The sequence below is a fragment of the Paenibacillus turpanensis genome, from assembly GCF_011421635.1.
Classification (GTDB): Bacteria; Bacillota; Bacilli; order Paenibacillales; family YIM-B00363; genus Paenibacillus_AK; species Paenibacillus_AK turpanensis.
The window spans coordinates 47623-65073 of the sequence record NZ_WTLI01000005.1; the positions used below are offsets into that span (position 1 = coordinate 47623).

The following is a 17451-nucleotide window of genomic DNA, read 5'->3' on the forward strand; positions in this document are numbered from 1 at the left end:
ACTGCGGTTCAATTACCGGTATCAAATAGCTCATTACAAGGTTATTTGTCAGCATCATTCGTAGAATAATGTGTAAGCAAGCGACAGTTAGTCAAAGTAAACAGACAGAGAAGGACAAATAAGGTTTTTTTGCAAACCAATCATGGGGAATTTCATTTACGTAAACAATTATTTTTTTCAAGCATCGTATGTGGTAAGATAAGTCTCAAAAACTTGTAAGGATGAACCGATGAGCATGAACCAACTCGAACAATTGAAGCGGATCCGCAACTCGCTTACGCGTTTTATGATGATGTATAAATTCGCGCTGCAAGAAGTGGAAACCAAAATCGACATTTTGCAAGAAGAGTTTCAGTTTCTGCACGATTATAATCCAATTGAACATACGAAGTCCCGCATTAAAACTCCGGAAAGCATTATGAAAAAGCTTTATCGTAAAGGGGGCGTTGGCTCCCTAGAGGAAATTCGGGAACACATTAAGGACATTGCCGGCATTCGAATCACGTGCTCTTTCGTCTCGGATATTTACTACATCAGCCGCATGCTGCAAAACCAGAACGATCTTCAGGTTGTATCCATAAAGGACTATATAAAAAATCCAAAACCGAATGGATATAAAAGTTTGCACCTGCTTGTCAAGGTTCCCGTATTTATGTCCGACCGTCAGGAATCCGTATATGTAGAGGTGCAAATCCGTACGATCGCAATGGATTTTTGGGCGAGCCTTGAACACAAGATATTTTACAAATTTAACGGAACGGTACCGCAACGATTTTTAAATGAGTTAAAGGAAGCTGCGGATTCGGCCAATGAGCTGGATGAGAAGATGGAGCGGCTTCATTCTGAAATCAGCCAGATTAAAACCGATCAATCCTCTAATCAAGGACTGGATTCAGCTTTGTTTGGCGGAAATGTGAAGCTGCCGATTCCAAATCAGTTGTTGTCGCTGCTTTCAGAGGAAGAGAAGTAAGCTGTGAGTTAACCATCAATTCCCAATCGTACATAAGGGGGCTGCCCTTTTGTACGATTTTTTTTATGCAAAATCGGATTACGATATGAAACGAGGGATGTAATTTGTAAATCATGTGGAGGTTGGAGATTCGTATGAAGAAGAAAAAATTAGAAGCCATACCATTTCGAAAAGGGTTTGTCGTACTTACTGGTGCGATGATCATTGCATCGTCGAGCGGGTTCGCTTTACCTGTCTCTGCGGCATCTGACGTCGTTGTCTCTACATCAGATCAAGGGCTGGAGCCGGCTGCTGCTGCGGAACTTGATTATACTTCCTTACTTGCGCAGAAGCATATTCTGCCATTGGTTTATAGCGCGGCTGCTGAATCGGATAAGGAAATTGAAGATGTTCTTGAACTGGTAGAAGCCGGTCATTCACTCGCAGGGGCTACCGGGGTTAATGCCGGAACGTTGCGAGAGAAGCTGCACAAAGAATTAAGATTAGGGCTGGAATTAGAAGCAATCCATGGAAACATTACTCGTAAGCAAGCTAACGAGGCTCTTCAAATCGCTACTTCTATACTCGATAAAGGGATTTCCACCTCGTGGAATGCTGCAGTTGACGCTGTTACCGTGAAGACAGACGGACAGGAAATCGTAAATCGGCGGATTGCGAACATTGTGTACGATGCAGCTGTATGGGGTGAGAAGGCCTCCATAGAGGTCCGCCGCGCGCTTAGAGAAGGTCAAACGTTAATGGATGCGGCTACGCCGAATACCGGTGAAAACGCGCAATACGACAACGATGATGACGGTGATCGTACCCCACTGTACGAAGATATTACACTTTCCGATTACCTTTCCGAACTCCTTCAGAGAGACCTTAAAGAAAATGCTGCGGCAGGGAAAATCACGCGGGAAGAAGCCGAACAGTTTAAGCATACAGGCACTGAAGAAATTTCAAACATTTTAAGAACCCCTGGATATGAGCCTGAAGCAACGGACTGGATGAAACGATATGGTAAACAAATCGTGGACAATCGAGTGAATTTAATTAATCATGATGTAGCCATCATGTCAGACGACGATTTCGATGACGCATATGATGCTCTTGTTCGTGGCGATAGCCCAGTATCCGTTGCTGGAATGTCCGAGGGAGAAATCGTAAAGAGACTTGTAGACAAGGCTGAACAAGATCTTGAAGAGGCTTGGTCCGGCGGGTATATTAGTACGTCCTTAGCCGAGGAGTTAAAGAAGGAAGCGGTCGAGCAGTTGGCTGGTGCTCTTCGATCGAGTGTGGTTTCGACCGAACATGAAGCTTCGGGTACGGCGCCCGCGAATACCTCTATTGCTCAAGCAAGCATCCGAGGGGTGATTGAACAAAGTCTATTATTTGGCGATAGTGATTTATCAGTAGATGAAGTAAGGAGTGCGTTTGAATCGGGAGAGACACTTCTTCAGGCGACAGGCGAAGACAAAGAGGTGCTGTTAGGTGCACTGCAATCAAATGCCGATCAATATATTGAGAGTCAAATCAAATATGGCAATCTGTCTCCGCAAGCTTTGGAGCCGACGAAGGCGATGGCACATGGTTTGATTGCGAATGCGATTTCAACTTCAGGCTATATTCCTGTAGTGGATGCAAAAGCTTACGTACAAGAGCGTCTGGATCAAGTCCTCGCAGATAGCGCGGTGCTTGCAGATCAGTCCAAGAAAGAATTGCTTCAAAGCTTGGCACAAGGCCAATCGCTCCCCGAAGCTGTCGGGCTGGATAAGGGTGACCTGATCTTTAGGTTGACCAGTGCAGTGAATCGTGAGCTGGTCCGCTTTTCGGCGAATGGAAGCTTATCTCAATCAGAAGTTGACGAGGCACTGTCCAGTTACATTTCCGGATTGCGATCTATGATGGGAAATCAGCAATAGCAGTTTGCCAGTAAGCAAGTGTTCAAACAGCTTTAGTCCTGTATCCTAAGGACTAAGGCTGTTTGAATTATGTGAGGTTTGAGAGAGAAATGCCTGCTATAATGATAGAATGACATAAACGTAAGGAGAAGCAGCATGGATAAAAGGGATGAGATTACTCTATCGCATATCGATTCAGCCCATGTTCTCGTTGAGGCTAGAAAACTCATTGCGCTGTGGATGTCCTTGGCATTTATTGGAACCTTAATGGTGGAATACACAGTTGGCGGAGAGCTGGTCCAAAGCATACTTTTTATCGTAATGTATTTGCTTCACTATATACTTCATTGGCACGTCGGAGCAATCACCTCTAGGAGTCCGCCACTCTACTTTGGGTTTCAAGGTATTGTCATCTACTTGTCTGCGTACTTCGCACCCGTAGCACATTCGATTATTCTCATTACGTTATATCCTATTCTAATTGCGCAGGGATTCAGTATGTACCGCAGAAGCTGGAAGTTTGGAGTGGTTGTTAGCTATTATGTAATGATGTTTTGCACATACACGAGTATAACCGGCGGGCTGAAGTCAACGCTGTACATATTACCTACATTTATTTTAATGACGTTAATCACGGTAATGGCTGCTAACCTGACCCTTCGACAATTTGATGCAAGACTGCGCATGCAGGTTTTTCTAAACGAACTGGAGCAAGCGCATCGGAAGGTTGAGGAATTAACGGTGGCGAATGAACGACAACGAATGGCCAGGGATTTACATGATACATTAGCTCAAGGTTTGGCAGGCTTGGTCATGCAGTTAGAAGCCATCGATGCTCATTTAACCAAGGGAAACGAGAAACGGGCACAGGAAATCGTAAAACAATCCGGTATTCGAGTAAGACAAACTTTGGCGGAGGCTAGAGAAGCGATTGATGATTTGCGCTCCTTATCCTCAGCATCCATCGACTTGGCTGATGCATTAAACAATGAAATTAATCGATTTAGGCAAGCAACGGGCATCAGCATCAATACGGATTTTTCTATAGTAGGAGATGTACCCAAATTATTTATCGAGCACGGACGGCATATCATCCGCGAGTGTTTGACCAATATCGCTAAACATGCGGAAGCGGAGCAAGTAAGGATCGTTGTTAAGAAGAGAGAGAGTGAATTAATCATTGAAATTATCGATGACGGAAAAGGATTTGATATCCATTCAGTCGAATCGTTAACGGGTCACTATGGGATCATTGGCATTAAAGAACGCTGCCGAATCCTCGGCGGCAAGCTGATGCTGGAAAGCGGGCGGAACGGTACCACTGTACGAGTTGAACTGCCTATACGGAAAGAGGATTTGGTATGAAGCATAAAGTTCTTATTGTCGACGATCACTTTGTCGTAAGGGAAGGCTTAAAGTTAATTATCGAAACGAGCGATCAATATGCTGTCGTCGGGGAAGCGAAAGACGGTGAGGAAGCGCTGCGACTTGCAGTGGAGCTTGCACCTGATGTCATTCTCATGGATCTTAACATGCCTCGAAAAGGTGGGCTGGAAACGATCAGGGAGTTAAAAGAGAAGGCGATCAGCATCCCCATTGTGATCCTGACTACGTATAATGAAGACGACCTCATGATTCGCGGCCTGCAATTAGGAGCGAAGGGATATCTGCTGAAAGATACAGGACGGGAACATCTCTTTCAAACGCTCGATTCAGCTGTCCGAGGCGACACATTACTTCAACCGGAGATCATGGAGAAGGTGTTCCGCGAAAAGCATGAACGCGTTACGGAAGACCAACCGAAACACCCCTACAACACGGTATTGTCTGAAAAGGAACAAGTTGTTCTGCAAGCCATCGCACATGGCTTTCGGAGCAAGGAAATTGCTTTTGACATGGGCATATCGGAGCGGACCGTAAAGGCCCACTTAACCCATATCTATAACAAGCTCGGCGTTGATTCCCGGTCCCAGGCCGTAGCGATCGCAGTAGAACGCGGGCTTGTCCACCTTAGAGACAATTAAAAAATTACAGCAACGTTTGCCCAATCGTACATAAGGGAGCTTCCCCTTTGTACGATTTTTTTGTTTTATTTTCCCTTTATGATGAATTCATCACTAAAGATAGAAGGGTTGAGGGGAGTGCGGGGATGGAGAAAATCACTAAGTTTTCTATGAAAAACGTGTCAGCGCTGTTTATTATCATGATTATGTTATTTATCGGCGGGTTCTATGCCACGACGCAGCTCAAAGTCGAGAACATGCCGGAAGTGTCGTTCCCGGTTGTTGCCGTGACAACGACTTATACGGGGGCGCCGCAAGATGTGCTCGATCAGGTAACGAAGCCACTGGAGGAGAAGCTGGCCAATATTGAAGATTTGGACTCCATGTCATCGACTTCCAGTGATAATTTCTCAATGATTATCCTGATGTTTAAAGAGAACGTAGATGTGGATAAGAAAAAACAGGACGTTCAAGATCTGTTGGGTGAGGTTACACTGCCGCAGACGGCTGGAACTCCGAAGGCCTCGACGTTTGGCGCCTCCTCGACTCCAACCAATTACTTGGTGGTTTACGCCAAGGAGGGCATGAGTCAGACCGAGCTTGACAAGCATTTCGAGGATACGATTAAGCCGGGGATAGAAGGTATTAAAGGTATTGACCACATGGATATCATCGGGGCCCGCGAGACGACGCTCGACATTGAATTGGATGCAAGCGCCCTAGAATTTTACGGCCTTTCGCCTTCACAAGTGAGCAGTGCCATCAGTGCGGCTGCAACCAAAAGCCCGATCGGCAGCGTGGAAATTAGCGGGAACAATAAGATGACCCGAGTCACCGGCAGCATCGGAAGCCTGTATGAATTGGAGCAGGTTGAAATCCCGACGTCTACAGGAAATATCGTGACAATAGGTCAAGTTGCAAACATCAAGTCGAATGCAGAATCCGATTTTATCGGGCGACTCGATGGGAAGCCGGCCATCGGTTTGATTCTTTATAAAGCACCTAGCGGTAATGCAGTCGAATTTTCAGCCGCAATTGAAAAGAAGCTGCATGAATGGGAAACGACATTGCCTGGCGTCGCATTTAAAAATACATATGACAGCTCTGTGGAGATCAAGCATTCCATTCATGGGTTGGTACGTGAAGGATTGGTTGGCGTTCTGCTCGCAGCCGTTATGATCTTGTTATTTCTCCGGAATGTGAGGATGACACTGATCGTTCTAGTGTCGCTTCCACTTTCGATCTTGATCACCTTGCTTCTGATGTCTCAGCTAGGTATTACACTAAACGTGATGTCGCTCGGCGGCATATTTATGGCGGTCGGGCGCGTCGTAGACGATTCGATCGTTGTAATAGAAAACATTTATTCGGAATTGGAGAAAGCTCATAAGCGTGACGAATCTGTCATTGCTTTGGCTACTAAGCAGGTTTCATCGGCGATCACCTCATCTACCTTGGCAACGGCAGGCGTGTTCGTACCGTTAGCTATGGTAAGCGGCTTTATCGGAGCCTTTATGCGCCCATTTGCTATTACCATTGCGATTTCTCTTATGGCTTCGCTTCTTGTCGCCATTACGGTTATTCCAATGCTGGCAAAAATCATGGTTCTTCGAGCCAAGCCTGGAAAAGGACATCACGATGAGACAAAGCCGAATAAGTGGACTTCCGCCTATGAGAAGATTCTGGGATGGAGTCTGCACCATCGGATGTTAACGCTGGGTATGTCCTTGGTGTTATTCGTAGGAACCATCATTGTAACGGTCCCGTCCATGTCTGTCTCGTTGGTGCCGAGCCCTAAAGATTCGAGGACGATGTATTTTCAACTTAAAATGCCTTATGAAACCTCATTCGAAGCAACAGACGCGAAAACAAAGGAAATCGAAACCATTTTAATGAATGAAAAGGATTCAAAAGGCGCACCAGTGTTTTCATTTGTAGAAGCTTTAGTAGGGTTTAACGGAGACGATGAGGAACGAGCGCCATATGCATCGCAACTATTTGTGGAAGTTAACGATAATGTCAACCCGCTTCAAGTAAAGGAACAAATGCAAACCTTTATCCTTTCAGAGCTGCCCCCAGGCTCAGAGGTAGAGGCGAGGTCCATGGAGGCTAGCTTTGGAACAACAGCGGATTTCTCCTATGCACTCAAGGGTGAGAACCAGATTCAGCTTGAAAAGGCTGCCGCTATGGTTAAGGAAAAGCTTCGCGAATTCCCAGAGCTGTCGGAAATCGAGGACAGTCTAAGTGACGCGAAGACGGAAATCGAAATCGTTGTCGATCAGGCCAAGGCAAGAGCATACGGTCTGAATCCTTCAACCGTGCGGAATACGGCGGCAGTCTGGCTGCAGGAGCAAAAGCTGGGTGATTTGAAGCTGGACGGCATCTTGTACACAACAACGGTATCGATGGATAAAACAGATAAAAATACGCTGGAGAAGCTTGGCAATATCCCATTGCAAAGCGCCGACGGCTCCATCATTTTGCTAAAAGAGCTCGCCAAAATTCAAGAGGTAAAAGGTGCCGCTTCCTTACAGCGTGAGAATCAGGAACAGTTGGTGAATGTCACCGCAAAGATTAACGCAAAAGACAAAAATGGCGTCAGTATGTATGTTGCTGCAGCACTGAAGGACCTCAAGCTGCCAGAAGGAGTCGCTCCAGAAGCAGGCGGCGTTTCCGAGGATATTAACGAAAGCTTCTCCTCGTTATTCGTGGCGATGGGGGTAGCCGTATTCCTTGTATATCTGATTATGGTTCTTTCGTTCGGAAATGCATCGGCGCCTTTTGCGATTCTCTTTTCACTTCCGTTAGCCGTGATCGGCGGGCTGCTTGGTTTGTTTTTGACAGGCGAAGTGCTGACGGCAACCTCGATGGTCGGATTTTTGATGCTGATCGGCATCGTGGTTACGAATGCGATCGTTCTTATCGATCGGGTGCAGCAGCTTCGCGAAGAAGGCTGTGCAATACGCGAATCCTTGGTTGAAGCAGGCAAAGTGCGTCTGCGTCCGATCATCATGACGGCCGGTGCGACGATTATGGCGTTAATTCCATTGGCACTAGGGATGGCGGGCGAAGGTTTATTGATTGGGAAAGGCTTAGGAATTGTTGTCATTGGCGGACTTTTGTCCTCAACGATCTTGACGTTACTCGTCGTTCCTATTGTTTATGAGCTGATTGAAAACGCCAAGCTTAAGCTGAAGAACAAGAAACGTGCGGCAACTGCGAAGACGGCAAACGTCCTCGATGTATAACGAAGGGCATATAGGAGGCTAGAAAATGGAGATGGATTACCGTACACACGTAAAAAAAGGGAGACGATGGGCCCCTCGCATAGCATTGGCTTTGCTTGTCATATGTTTGATGTCAGGCTGTTCTCTTAGCGGAAGCAATACAGCCTCTGTTCAACTTAAACCAAGGGAAATCCAAACGGAGCCGGTACAGAGGCATACCATTAGCGCTCCGATCGAACAGGTTGCAGAAGTCGTTGCAGGTACGAAGCTGGATATTGCAGTGAAAGTCAACGGAGAAGTGCAGCAGGTGTTGAAGCAAAAAGGGGAGTTCGTCAAGAAAGATGAGGTTCTCTTTATCATAGACAGCACCGATGCGGAATCCGCACTGCGAAAGAGTGAGCTGGCGCTGCGGAATGCGCAGCAAACGCTTCAGCAGACGCGGGATAATGCGGTGAGCTCACGTTTAAACCTGGAAAATAGCGTGAAACGTGCAGAAACGGCGTACAACAACGCTCTTGAGGCGTATAACAAGATTCGTAACGAGTTTGACAGCGGACTTGCGACCCAGCATCAAGTGGATCAACAAAAGCAAGCGTTGGATGATGCGATCATGAGTCTGGACTCTGCAAAACAGCAATGGTCTGCCTTCGAAAAAACGGACTCCGTTGCAGCAGCACAAATTCAAGTAGAGTCGGCGACATTGTCCTTAGAGGATGCGAAACGAAACCTAAACTATTTCCATGTAAAAGCTCCGGGTGACGGAATATTGACCGATTATGAAATCGTACCTGGACAGAACGTCTCTGCATCTGCGGGTTCTGTTGGCAAGGTGCAGCTGATCGATCCAATCAAAATCAAAACCGCTCTTAGCGAATCGCAGTACAAGCTGGTCCAAAGCAAACAGGAGCTTGTTTATTACGACCCGGATTTGCCGGAACGGAAAGAGACCGCCAAGGTCAGTTATTTGGCGCCGATTATGAGTGCCAATTCAAAGACGTATACCTTGGAATTAGAAGTTTCCAACACGGACCTGCGGATTCAGCCAGGGAAAAGGTATATGGTACAGCTGACAACGGAAAACGAGGAGAACGTTGTAGCCATACCGATCTTAAGCATCATTCGGGAGGAGTCCGATACGTTTGTCTTCGTTCAGGAAGGAAGCCAATATCGAAAACGCTTCATAGCCCTTGGACGACAAAACGGCGAGTATCAAGAGGTTATCGAAGGCTTGCAGGAAGGCGAAAACCTAGTTGTGGTGGGGCAAAATTCACTTAAGGATGGACAGCCGGTCGAAGATACAGTGACGTCTGAGTCCGCTCCAGCTCCTGCTGGCAACTAATTATCCGGAATATAGAGATGATAACTACAATCATCAATGGAGGTAAAACCGATGAAATATCCAACCTTGAAAACCGGAGCGGCTGCTCTACTTATCAGTGCACTTATTTTGCCCGGTGCCATGTCGGCTTCAGCAGCTCTCCCGGAGACGAATACCATCCCCCAGGTCATAAACTATGGTTTGAGTGATCAGATACGCGTTGCAGTTAAGAATGCATCGGTCGTACCAACAAAGACGGGTACTCAGCTATCGGTTACTGTTCGCCTATATAACGGCGGAAATGCTACGGTAAGAGTTCCCGAGCATGAGCTTCGCGTCCTGACAAAAGGCGGCCTCACTTATACCTTAAAGCCGAGCGCTGTTAATAAAGCGGCTCTGGAGCCGCAGGAAGTCGCCGAATTGGTGTACGCCGTTTCGGTTGAAGTAAAAAACATTGGCGAGCTTGCGCAAATTAGCTTCGTTAACGTAGACTTGTACACCTATCCGAAAACGGAAAGAAACCTACTGACGCTTCCCGCTGGCGACGTGTGGTATGGGGTAGGGGAAACGGCGCCATCGAAACCGCAGCAGCTCGTTTGGGGGCAATCGTTTACGATCCCTGGTATCAATTCCGGGCTAATGTATACACCGTTGGAAGCTACGATTCAAAATACGAGCAGTGGAAAAGCGGCCGTCGTTAAGCTGTTGGCGGAAAATCCGGGCACGGGCCGCGAGTCGGTTCCAACCTTCCGCATCGATGGGGTGGCAGGAGAAAAAATGTATGCGGGACAATCATCGGAAACCGATGTGACGGCGTTGGAAGCGGGCGAAAAAAGCTACCTACATTTTGTCATTCCTTTGGAGCAGGGGGTATCCTTATCTGAACTTCTCCTTGTATCTACAGATACATTTGCGGGTAAAGAGGGCACTGCTGTCTTATCTACAGGTAAACTAACCTTAGCTCTACCGACTACAAAGCCAACATCATCGCATGTAACGAATTATTCCTATGGGGAACCGATTGCCATTGATGCACTGTCTAAAGTGATTGATGTACAAACCGAGGTTTCTCTCATGGAATTCCATCTTCATGAGAATCCAGAAGAGGGACATAAAACAGCAGTAGCAAAGTTTAAGCTGAAAAACAACAGCGATTCGCCGGTTGCTATGCCTATTTTTGGAACGGAAATTTCAAACGACCAAGGTGTAGCATACCGAGGCTCGCGCCAAATGAATACAGTGGCGACAATGAATCCAGGATTAAGCTATGTGGTGAGTTACTCCTACACGCTGCCTCAAACTGAGGAAGAGGACCATTATACGATGAAGCTGCTTGACCAGTTGTCCGCTGCACCGTATACAACAACTGTTGCCGCGGTATCGGTGAAGCAAGAGGAAGAGCAGGAGAGACAAAGCTTTTCCTTGTATCCGTTTGAAATCAAGGTGAATGGGGTACAAGTGTCTTATCTATATAATAATGGAATGTATCAATATAAATTCGGCGTGGATATGGATGTAAAGCAGCTTGAAAACGTCGTCGTGGACAGCAATTTCTCCAAGCTTCGCTTTGAAGTCGTTGATAACGCAGGTCGAATCGTCGGCACGCAGGATGCAACGTTGACCGGTCCGAAAAAGCTGATCAGCGGCAAGCAGGTTTTGGAAGCCAATAACATAACAACGGATCATTTCAGTTATCCATTCACCGTTCATTTATACGAAGTTATCGAAACGGAAACGGGAACAGCAAAACGGTTTTTGATGAGCGACCAGTAAAAACGAGGATAAAACTGAGGATAAAACCGCCTTTAACCTATACGTTAGAGGTGGTTTTTTTATGTTTTCGTTCACCTGCTATCTTAACGAATGGTCATTTTTCAAGTTCAAGAAATGTCCATTCTTTCTTCATATTGAATAGCTCTTTCGAGTCATGGACGATAGGGCTGCGCTTGCTACAATGGACGTAACAGGAAGTGTAAAGTAGGTGAAAACGTGTTGAATATGAAAAAAGGAATATCAATACTTGTGCTTTCCATCTTCGTTTTGGGGTTATCCGCATGTTCCGGAGGTGATTCGCCGGCGACCATCGACCCTTCGAATCTAGAAGTGACGTTGACGACGAAGCCGACACCGCCGACAGCAGGCGCTGAAACCGAGTTTTTGGCGACCTTCTCAGGAAGTAAGATGCCGGATTCCGCTAGCTTGACCTTCGAAATACGCTCCGCCGATACTTCGAAGCAATTTTACGCAAAGCGGACGGAAGGAAGTGCTTTTACGGGATCCTTCCAATTTGAAGCGCCGGGTACGTACGAGGTGTTTCTTCACCTCTATGATGATGTCAACCACATTACCAAGATGAAGAAAGTAGAAGTACAATGAAGGGCTCATCTGCATGGAATGCTCTGATTCTCTTGACGACTGTGCTAGGGTTGGCGTTTATGCCATTGCCAGTTACCGCTGACAGCGCTAAACCGATGTCGATGTCCCTGCAAGCGCGGATTGACGCAGCGAAAGAGAATGATACGCTGCTGCTAGAGGCCGGTCATTATGAAGGGCCGATTGCCATTAGCAAAACACTGCATTTGAAGGTCGCGGAAGGGACAGAGGTTGTTCTTGTAAACTCCAGCGAAGCTCCGGCCGTTCATATCAGCGCTAATGGCGTTTCGATCGAAGGGCTGAACATTCGCGACGAAGCCTTGAAAAAAGAACCGACAGTGCTGGTTCAAGCGGACGGCGTACGTCTGGAACGGCTGCAGATTCAAACGGGGGCCTACGGGATCAAGATGATCGAGGCCGATCGCAGCGAAATTCTACATTCAACCGTCGTATGGGCGGGCGGCACCGGGGACTCCGTGAAGCTGTCCGACAAAGGGAATGGAATCGATCTATACGAATCCCATGGCAACCGCCTTGCAGGAAATCGAATTTCCGGGATGCATGACGGGATTTACTTGGAGAACAGCGACGAAAATCGGATTGAAAGCAATTATTTCGAGGGATTACGCTACGGCGTACATTGCATGTATACGAAAGGGACGAGCATTCGTCAAAACATCGGGGTTTTAAATATTACTGGCGCAATGGTAATGGCTGTTCAGAATGTCGAGCTGATTGGCAATACGTTTGAGAAGCAGAGTGAAAACGTTAACTCCCAAGGAATTTTACTGTTTGATGCACATCGCAGCGTTGTTCAAAACAATCGGGTCGAAGGCAACCGGGTTGGTCTGTATGTTGAACAATCCGCCGATAACGTGATTAAAGGCAACGATGTCATTGGAAATTTTATCGGGCTGCAGCTGCTTGATGCCAAACAGAACCATTTTACAGAAAACAATTTTATCGGAAATGTGGTTCCGGCGGAAGCGAAGAACAGCGTCGGAAATGCCGTCAACGGTAACTACTGGGATTCGTTTCAGGGAATTGACGCCGATGGCGATGGAAAAAGCAATATTGCTTTTGCGATGAATCCTTTTTTTCTTAGCTTGTCGAAGGCTCGCCCCGGGTTCCAGCTTCTTTTCCAGTCGCCCGGGATGGTGTTTTTGGAAGGCTTGTACCAATCGGAACGCAATACATGGACATCCGATGCTTCACCGCTTATGAATCCTGCACCTTCGAGTAACGTCATCATGGAGGGGAAAACGTCCGCCGTACCCGGGATCGTAGGGGGATTGCTGCTTATTTTGGCTGCTGCTACTATTTTAATCGCGAGGAGAAGAGAAGGATGATTCGTTATAAAAGAATGCTGCAAGTCTGGGTGCTGGCATGTTTAGTACTGTTGATGCTAAGTGCTTGTGAAGCCAAGAAGTATGAGGCGCAGGCCATTAATGAAGCGGTGGATAAGTGCTCAATCTGTAACATGTCGGTGAAGGACGATCCGTATGCGACGCAGCTGATTACTTTGGACGGGCAGTCGCTAAAGTTTGACGATATCGGCTGCATGAACAAATGGAAAAAGCAAAACGGAACTGAAACAGTCGGGGCCGAATTTGTTAGAGACCACAACAGCGGAAATTGGATTCGGTATGAAGATGCGTTCTATGCATACGATCCGATGTTTAAGACGCCGATGGCGTATGGTGTTGTGGCCTTCAAATCGGAAGCGTCCGCGAAACAATTCATTGAAAAGCAGGGTAAAGGGAAACTCCTTAGCGCTGCCGATTTGGCCAGCCATACCTGGGAGGTTAACCGGGAGATGATGAATATGGGCGGCATGGAGCATCATGACGAGAGCAAACATTCTGGGGAAGGCAGCAAAGAAATGAAGCCGGGTCATGGAGCAGAAGGGAAGACATCGTGATGTCAACGTTCCAGATCGCATCAAGAGAAATGAAGTTAGGGTTTCGAAATCCGTGGGCCTATTCCTTTATGGCCCTTTTTTCATTATTTATGGTTAGTTTGCTCCTGATCAACTCTCAAGGGTATGTACAGGGTTATTCGGGAATTACAGGAACTACGCTTAATTTAATATTGTATTTGCTGCCCTTAATGTCCCTGCTTCTTGGCTCGTTTTCGTTAACATCAGAAAAGGAGGATGGGGGCTGGGAGCTGCTGTCCACCTATCCTTTGTCTACGAGAGCATTTATTGTAGGCAAATTTATGGGGCTAGCTGTCGTGCTGCTCATTATCGTAGCGGCAGGCTTTGGGGTGGCCGGTTCGGCAGGAGCGGCGGCCGGGAGCGGTTTTGATGCGGAAGCGTTTATGCTGCTGCTCGCATTTTCGGCTTGTATTGCTTTGTTTTTTCTATCTATAGCCATGCTGATCGGAACTCTCGCGAAAAATCGCTGGCAGGCGTTAACCATCGGCGTTGCAGTATGGTTTTTTCTCATTATCGGCTGGCCGCCGCTGCTGGTAGCATCCCTGGGCTTTCTGCCTTACTCCTTCATCAAACCTTCGATTACGATTCTAACATTCTTAAATCCGGCGGAGCTGTCGCGTTTGTTTACCGTGGTAAAGCTGGGCGGCGGTGCGATCCTCGGCCCCGAATATTACGAATGGATTACCTGGATTCGTCGGCCTTCCGGCACATTTGGTTTTTTAGCCATTGGCGTTTTATGGATTGGAAGCGTAGTTCTTCTTGCTGAGATGTTATGGGAAAGGGGGCGTTCCCGTGGGTGAGGCTATTGTACATATGGAGAATATCCGGAAGCAGTATAAAGGACAGATCATCATCGACGGTTTGCAGCTTACGGTTGAAAGAGGACGAGTCGTAGCATTATGCGGCGGTAACGGAGCAGGGAAGAGCACCATTTTAAAAATGATCGCGGGCATCTCGCATCCGGATTCCGGTGTCATTACGGTCGGAGGTGTACAATGGAAAGAGGATCGCGAACGGTATGCCAGCTTACTAGGGTATATGCCGGATGATTTGCGGTTCGGGCAAGGACAGACGGCTTATGAATCGCTGTCTTTTTGGGGGGCGCTGCGTGGTGTGCCGAAATCTTCCGTTAGAGAAGCGCTGCGGCAAGTCGGGCTTGAAAATACGGGGAAAAAGCCGGTGACATCGTTTTCAAAAGGGATGCGACAGCGTCTTGCGCTTGCGCAGGCCCTATTGGCGAGTCCGCAGCTGGTGCTCATGGATGAACCGACAAACGGACTCGATCCATATTGGATGGACACCTTCGTGCGCATCGTGAAGGAGACGGCTTCGAACGGTCAGACGGTACTGTTTTCCACGCACCAGCTGCATATCGCGGAGAAGCTTGCCGACCGGATCTTGTTTTTAAAGGATGGGCGGATTGAGCTGGACGGCTCAGCGGCAGATATTCGAAGCCGGCTAGGTGCGGAACGGCTGGAGGCCGCTTTGTCGGGGTGGTTTGGTTAAGTGAAATGAACGCCCTTGACAATGAAATCGTAACGTCGTATATTGATGTCAGTTACCACTGACATATGATGATGATTGAGGTAGGAGCGATGGCAATGTCCCAGAAGCGTGACACGACAGACAAATTTATACTTGCGGCAATTGATCTCATGGCGGCTAAGGGCTATAACGGGGTCACGACGCAGGAAATTGCTGAGCATGCCGGCTTCAGTGAGAAAACGTTGTTCCGACATTTTCAAAGCAAACAAAATTTACTCGAGATGGCTTTTCAGCGATATCACTATGCAGACGAGATGAAGGAACTTTTTGAGACGAAAATTCAGTGGGACCTTCAGGCCGATCTATTAATGATCTCACGAAGCTATCACGACAGCATGTATCGGAACCGCAAACTGATCATGATCGCTACTAAAGACGGCGGTAATCTTCCGGGATTCAGGGAACGTACACACCAACATCCGCAGCAATTAAAAGCATTATTGGTTGACTATTTTACGACCATGATTCAGAAAGGCAAGATGATCGTAACCGATCCGGAGACGAAAGCACTGGCGTTTATTTATATGAATTACGGCGCGGCTATGGGACGCATGAACGATGATCCCATGCTTCGGGAAGTTACGTTCGACAAATTGATAGAGGATGAAGTGTGGCTTTTCGTTAGGGCTTTGTTGCCCTAAGTTTTTTTCTATTTGGTGTCAGTCAGTGGTGACAGTCATATCACGGAAGGATGATCGAATGTGGAAATCGGACTGCAAAAACAAGCAGGCGAGAAGCTAATGTACGTCATGATGGCTACGCTGGCTTTATCGGCGATGAGTGTATTGATGTTTAACTTGGTACTTCCGCAAATTCGCGAAAAATTCTCCGTCACCAATGCTCAGGTAAGCTGGATAACCTCCGCCTACACGCTTATTTACGGGATTGGTACAGTCGTTTACGGCAAGTTGGCCGACCGTTTTCGACTAAAGAATTTACTAACTTTCGGTTTGTTGCTTTTTGCAGCAGGCTCGTTCGTCGGCTTTTTTGCACAAAGCTTCTGGATGGTTCTTGCAGGAAGATGTATTCAAGCAGTCGGTGCTGCGAGCATCCCAGCAAGCGCGATGCTGATCCCATTGCGTTATTTTCCGCCTGAGCGTAGGGGGATAGCTATGGGAACCGCATTTATGGGGCTTTCGATCGGTAGCGCGCTTGGACCCGTTCTATCCGCATTTATCCTTAGTTTTCTCCATTGGAAATGGTTATTTTGCTTTCCCTTCTTCCTCCTGATGACGCTACCATTCTATCGGCGCTATCTGCAGGATGAAGAACGACAACCTCAGGGAAAAATGGATTGGCTGGGAGGAGCGTTGCTCGCTTCCGCGGTAACATTGCTTCTGCTCACGGTAACCTCCGCATCGTTATGGTTTGGTATAGGGGGGATTGTTGCCTTAACGCTATTCATCGTTAGAATCCGTTCCTGCGCGTCCCCCTTCCTTGCACCGGATCTGTTTCGTAATCGCAGCTACACCATAGGCGTGACGATCACCTTTTTGTTAAGCGGAATCGGATTCTCCCTACATTTCCTAAGTCCATTGCTGCTGGCTCAGGTCTACGAACTTCCCGCAAGCTGGATCGGCTTTGCGCTGGTACCCGGCGCCGTAGCTTCAGCCGTTTTGGGCAGAAGAGGGGGCGGAATTGCAGATAGCAAGGGTAATACCTACCTGTTCTGTATTGCCTCTGGATTGTTAATCAGTTGTTTTAGCCTTTTGTCTACGTTTGTAGGTGTTTCAGCAGGTTTTATCGCTTTGTTTTTAATACTTGGTCATGTTGGTTTGACCTTCGGGATGATCGCGATGTCCAATTCAGTATCTAGAACGTTAGCGAGTGAACAAAGTGGGGTTGGCATGGGACTGCTTAGCATGATGAACTTTATTGGCGGAGCCGTGGCGACAGGAATCTACGGAAAACTGACCGATATAGGCCAAGCAAGAACATGGAACCCTGCAGCCCTACATTCGGTAGGTGCCGTTCACGGTAACATCTTTCTTGTCCTAGCGATTGCGATTGCCGCGATCTTATGGATATCTTTACGTTATTTTTGGAGGGGCCATTCTATAAGAAATAATTTGAGCTTTAAACGAAAAAAGTGACAAGTAATGGATACCCAGGTCGAATCGTCGATACGTAGGATGGATCGTTGACCGGTCCGAAGAAGCTGTTCAGCGGTAAGCAGTTGTTGAAGCCAACAGT

Annotated in this window: 14 protein-coding genes; all 14 read left to right on the forward strand. The window is 47.3% G+C overall.

All coding sequences use genetic code 11. The features are described 5' to 3' along the window. Window positions 1-229: 229 nt before the first annotated feature. The 14 genes from GQS10_RS05960 (at window position 230) to GQS10_RS06025 (ending at window position 17351) form a co-directional block, all read left to right on the forward strand. The gene (locus GQS10_RS05960; RefSeq protein ID WP_166240066.1) at window positions 230-970 is read left to right on the forward strand and encodes a GTP pyrophosphokinase; all 741 of its coding nucleotides are present in this window, start codon (window positions 230-232) and stop codon (window positions 968-970) included. 134 nt (window positions 971-1104) lie between these two features. After that, on the forward strand, window positions 1105-2874 hold the full coding sequence (locus GQS10_RS05965; RefSeq protein WP_166240068.1) for a hypothetical protein: 1770 nt from the start codon (window positions 1105-1107) through the stop codon (window positions 2872-2874). A gap of 135 nt (window positions 2875-3009) precedes the next feature. Next, window positions 3010-4218 (forward strand): sensor histidine kinase, encoded by a 1209-nt coding sequence (locus GQS10_RS05970; RefSeq protein WP_166240070.1) that lies wholly within the window; start codon window positions 3010-3012, stop codon window positions 4216-4218. Further along, window positions 4215-4877: a response regulator gene (locus GQS10_RS05975; protein ID WP_166240071.1), complete on the forward strand. Its 663-nt coding sequence runs from the start codon at window positions 4215-4217 to the stop codon at window positions 4875-4877. The genes GQS10_RS05970 and GQS10_RS05975 overlap by 4 nt, the downstream gene beginning before the upstream one ends. A gap of 125 nt (window positions 4878-5002) precedes the next feature. After that, window positions 5003-8104 carry an efflux RND transporter permease subunit gene (locus GQS10_RS05980; RefSeq protein WP_166240073.1) on the forward strand — a complete coding sequence of 1034 codons (3102 nt, stop codon included), beginning with the start codon at window positions 5003-5005 and terminating at the stop codon, window positions 8102-8104. A 109-nt stretch (window positions 8105-8213) separates the two neighbouring features. Then, the gene (locus GQS10_RS05985; protein WP_243734993.1) at window positions 8214-9422 is read left to right on the forward strand and encodes an efflux RND transporter periplasmic adaptor subunit; all 1209 of its coding nucleotides are present in this window, start codon (window positions 8214-8216) and stop codon (window positions 9420-9422) included. A gap of 51 nt (window positions 9423-9473) precedes the next feature. After that, entirely contained in the window at window positions 9474-11174 is a 1701-nt protein-coding gene (locus tag GQS10_RS05990) for a hypothetical protein (protein ID WP_166240077.1), read from the forward strand. 219 nt (window positions 11175-11393) lie between these two features. Beyond that, window positions 11394-11777 (forward strand): hypothetical protein, encoded by a 384-nt coding sequence (locus tag GQS10_RS05995; protein ID WP_166240079.1) that lies wholly within the window; start codon window positions 11394-11396, stop codon window positions 11775-11777. A gap of 59 nt (window positions 11778-11836) precedes the next feature. After that, entirely contained in the window at window positions 11837-13123 is a 1287-nt protein-coding gene (locus GQS10_RS06000) for a right-handed parallel beta-helix repeat-containing protein (protein ID WP_166240081.1), read from the forward strand. Continuing rightward, entirely contained in the window at window positions 13120-13695 is a 576-nt protein-coding gene (locus GQS10_RS06005) for a nitrous oxide reductase accessory protein NosL (protein ID WP_243734994.1), read from the forward strand. Before GQS10_RS06000 ends, GQS10_RS06005 begins: the two co-directional genes overlap by 4 nt. Then, window positions 13695-14513 (forward strand): ABC transporter permease, encoded by an 819-nt coding sequence (locus GQS10_RS06010; RefSeq protein ID WP_166240083.1) that lies wholly within the window; start codon window positions 13695-13697, stop codon window positions 14511-14513. The genes GQS10_RS06005 and GQS10_RS06010 overlap by 1 nt, the downstream gene beginning before the upstream one ends. Continuing rightward, entirely contained in the window at window positions 14506-15219 is a 714-nt protein-coding gene (locus GQS10_RS06015; RefSeq protein ID WP_166240085.1) for an ATP-binding cassette domain-containing protein, read from the forward strand. The genes GQS10_RS06010 and GQS10_RS06015 overlap by 8 nt, the downstream gene beginning before the upstream one ends. A gap of 65 nt (window positions 15220-15284) precedes the next feature. Further along, window positions 15285-15899: a TetR/AcrR family transcriptional regulator gene (locus tag GQS10_RS06020; RefSeq protein ID WP_341805012.1), complete on the forward strand. Its 615-nt coding sequence runs from the start codon at window positions 15285-15287 to the stop codon at window positions 15897-15899. A 60-nt stretch (window positions 15900-15959) separates the two neighbouring features. After that, window positions 15960-17351 carry an MFS transporter gene (locus tag GQS10_RS06025; RefSeq protein ID WP_341805013.1) on the forward strand — a complete coding sequence of 464 codons (1392 nt, stop codon included), beginning with the start codon at window positions 15960-15962 and terminating at the stop codon, window positions 17349-17351. Window positions 17352-17451 lie beyond the last annotated feature (100 nt).

Coding starts and splice junctions, on each gene's coding strand:
- GQS10_RS05975 (WP_166240071.1), top strand. CDS start 4,215: ATGAAGCATAAAGTTCTTATTGTCGACGATCACTTTGTCGTAAGGGAA.
- GQS10_RS05985 (WP_243734993.1), top strand. CDS start 8,214: ATGTCAGGCTGTTCTCTTAGCGGAAGCAATACAGCCTCTGTTCAACTT.
- GQS10_RS05980 (WP_166240073.1), top strand. CDS start 5,003: ATGGAGAAAATCACTAAGTTTTCTATGAAAAACGTGTCAGCGCTGTTT.
- GQS10_RS06010 (WP_166240083.1), top strand. CDS start 13,695: ATGTCAACGTTCCAGATCGCATCAAGAGAAATGAAGTTAGGGTTTCGA.
- GQS10_RS05970 (WP_166240070.1), top strand. CDS start 3,010: ATGGATAAAAGGGATGAGATTACTCTATCGCATATCGATTCAGCCCAT.
- GQS10_RS05965 (WP_166240068.1), top strand. CDS start 1,105: ATGAAGAAGAAAAAATTAGAAGCCATACCATTTCGAAAAGGGTTTGTC.
- GQS10_RS06020 (WP_341805012.1), top strand. CDS start 15,285: ATGATGATGATTGAGGTAGGAGCGATGGCAATGTCCCAGAAGCGTGAC.
- GQS10_RS05990 (WP_166240077.1), top strand. CDS start 9,474: ATGAAATATCCAACCTTGAAAACCGGAGCGGCTGCTCTACTTATCAGT.
- GQS10_RS06000 (WP_166240081.1), top strand. CDS start 11,837: ATGCCATTGCCAGTTACCGCTGACAGCGCTAAACCGATGTCGATGTCC.
- GQS10_RS05960 (WP_166240066.1), top strand. CDS start 230: ATGAGCATGAACCAACTCGAACAATTGAAGCGGATCCGCAACTCGCTT.
- GQS10_RS06005 (WP_243734994.1), top strand. CDS start 13,120: ATGATTCGTTATAAAAGAATGCTGCAAGTCTGGGTGCTGGCATGTTTA.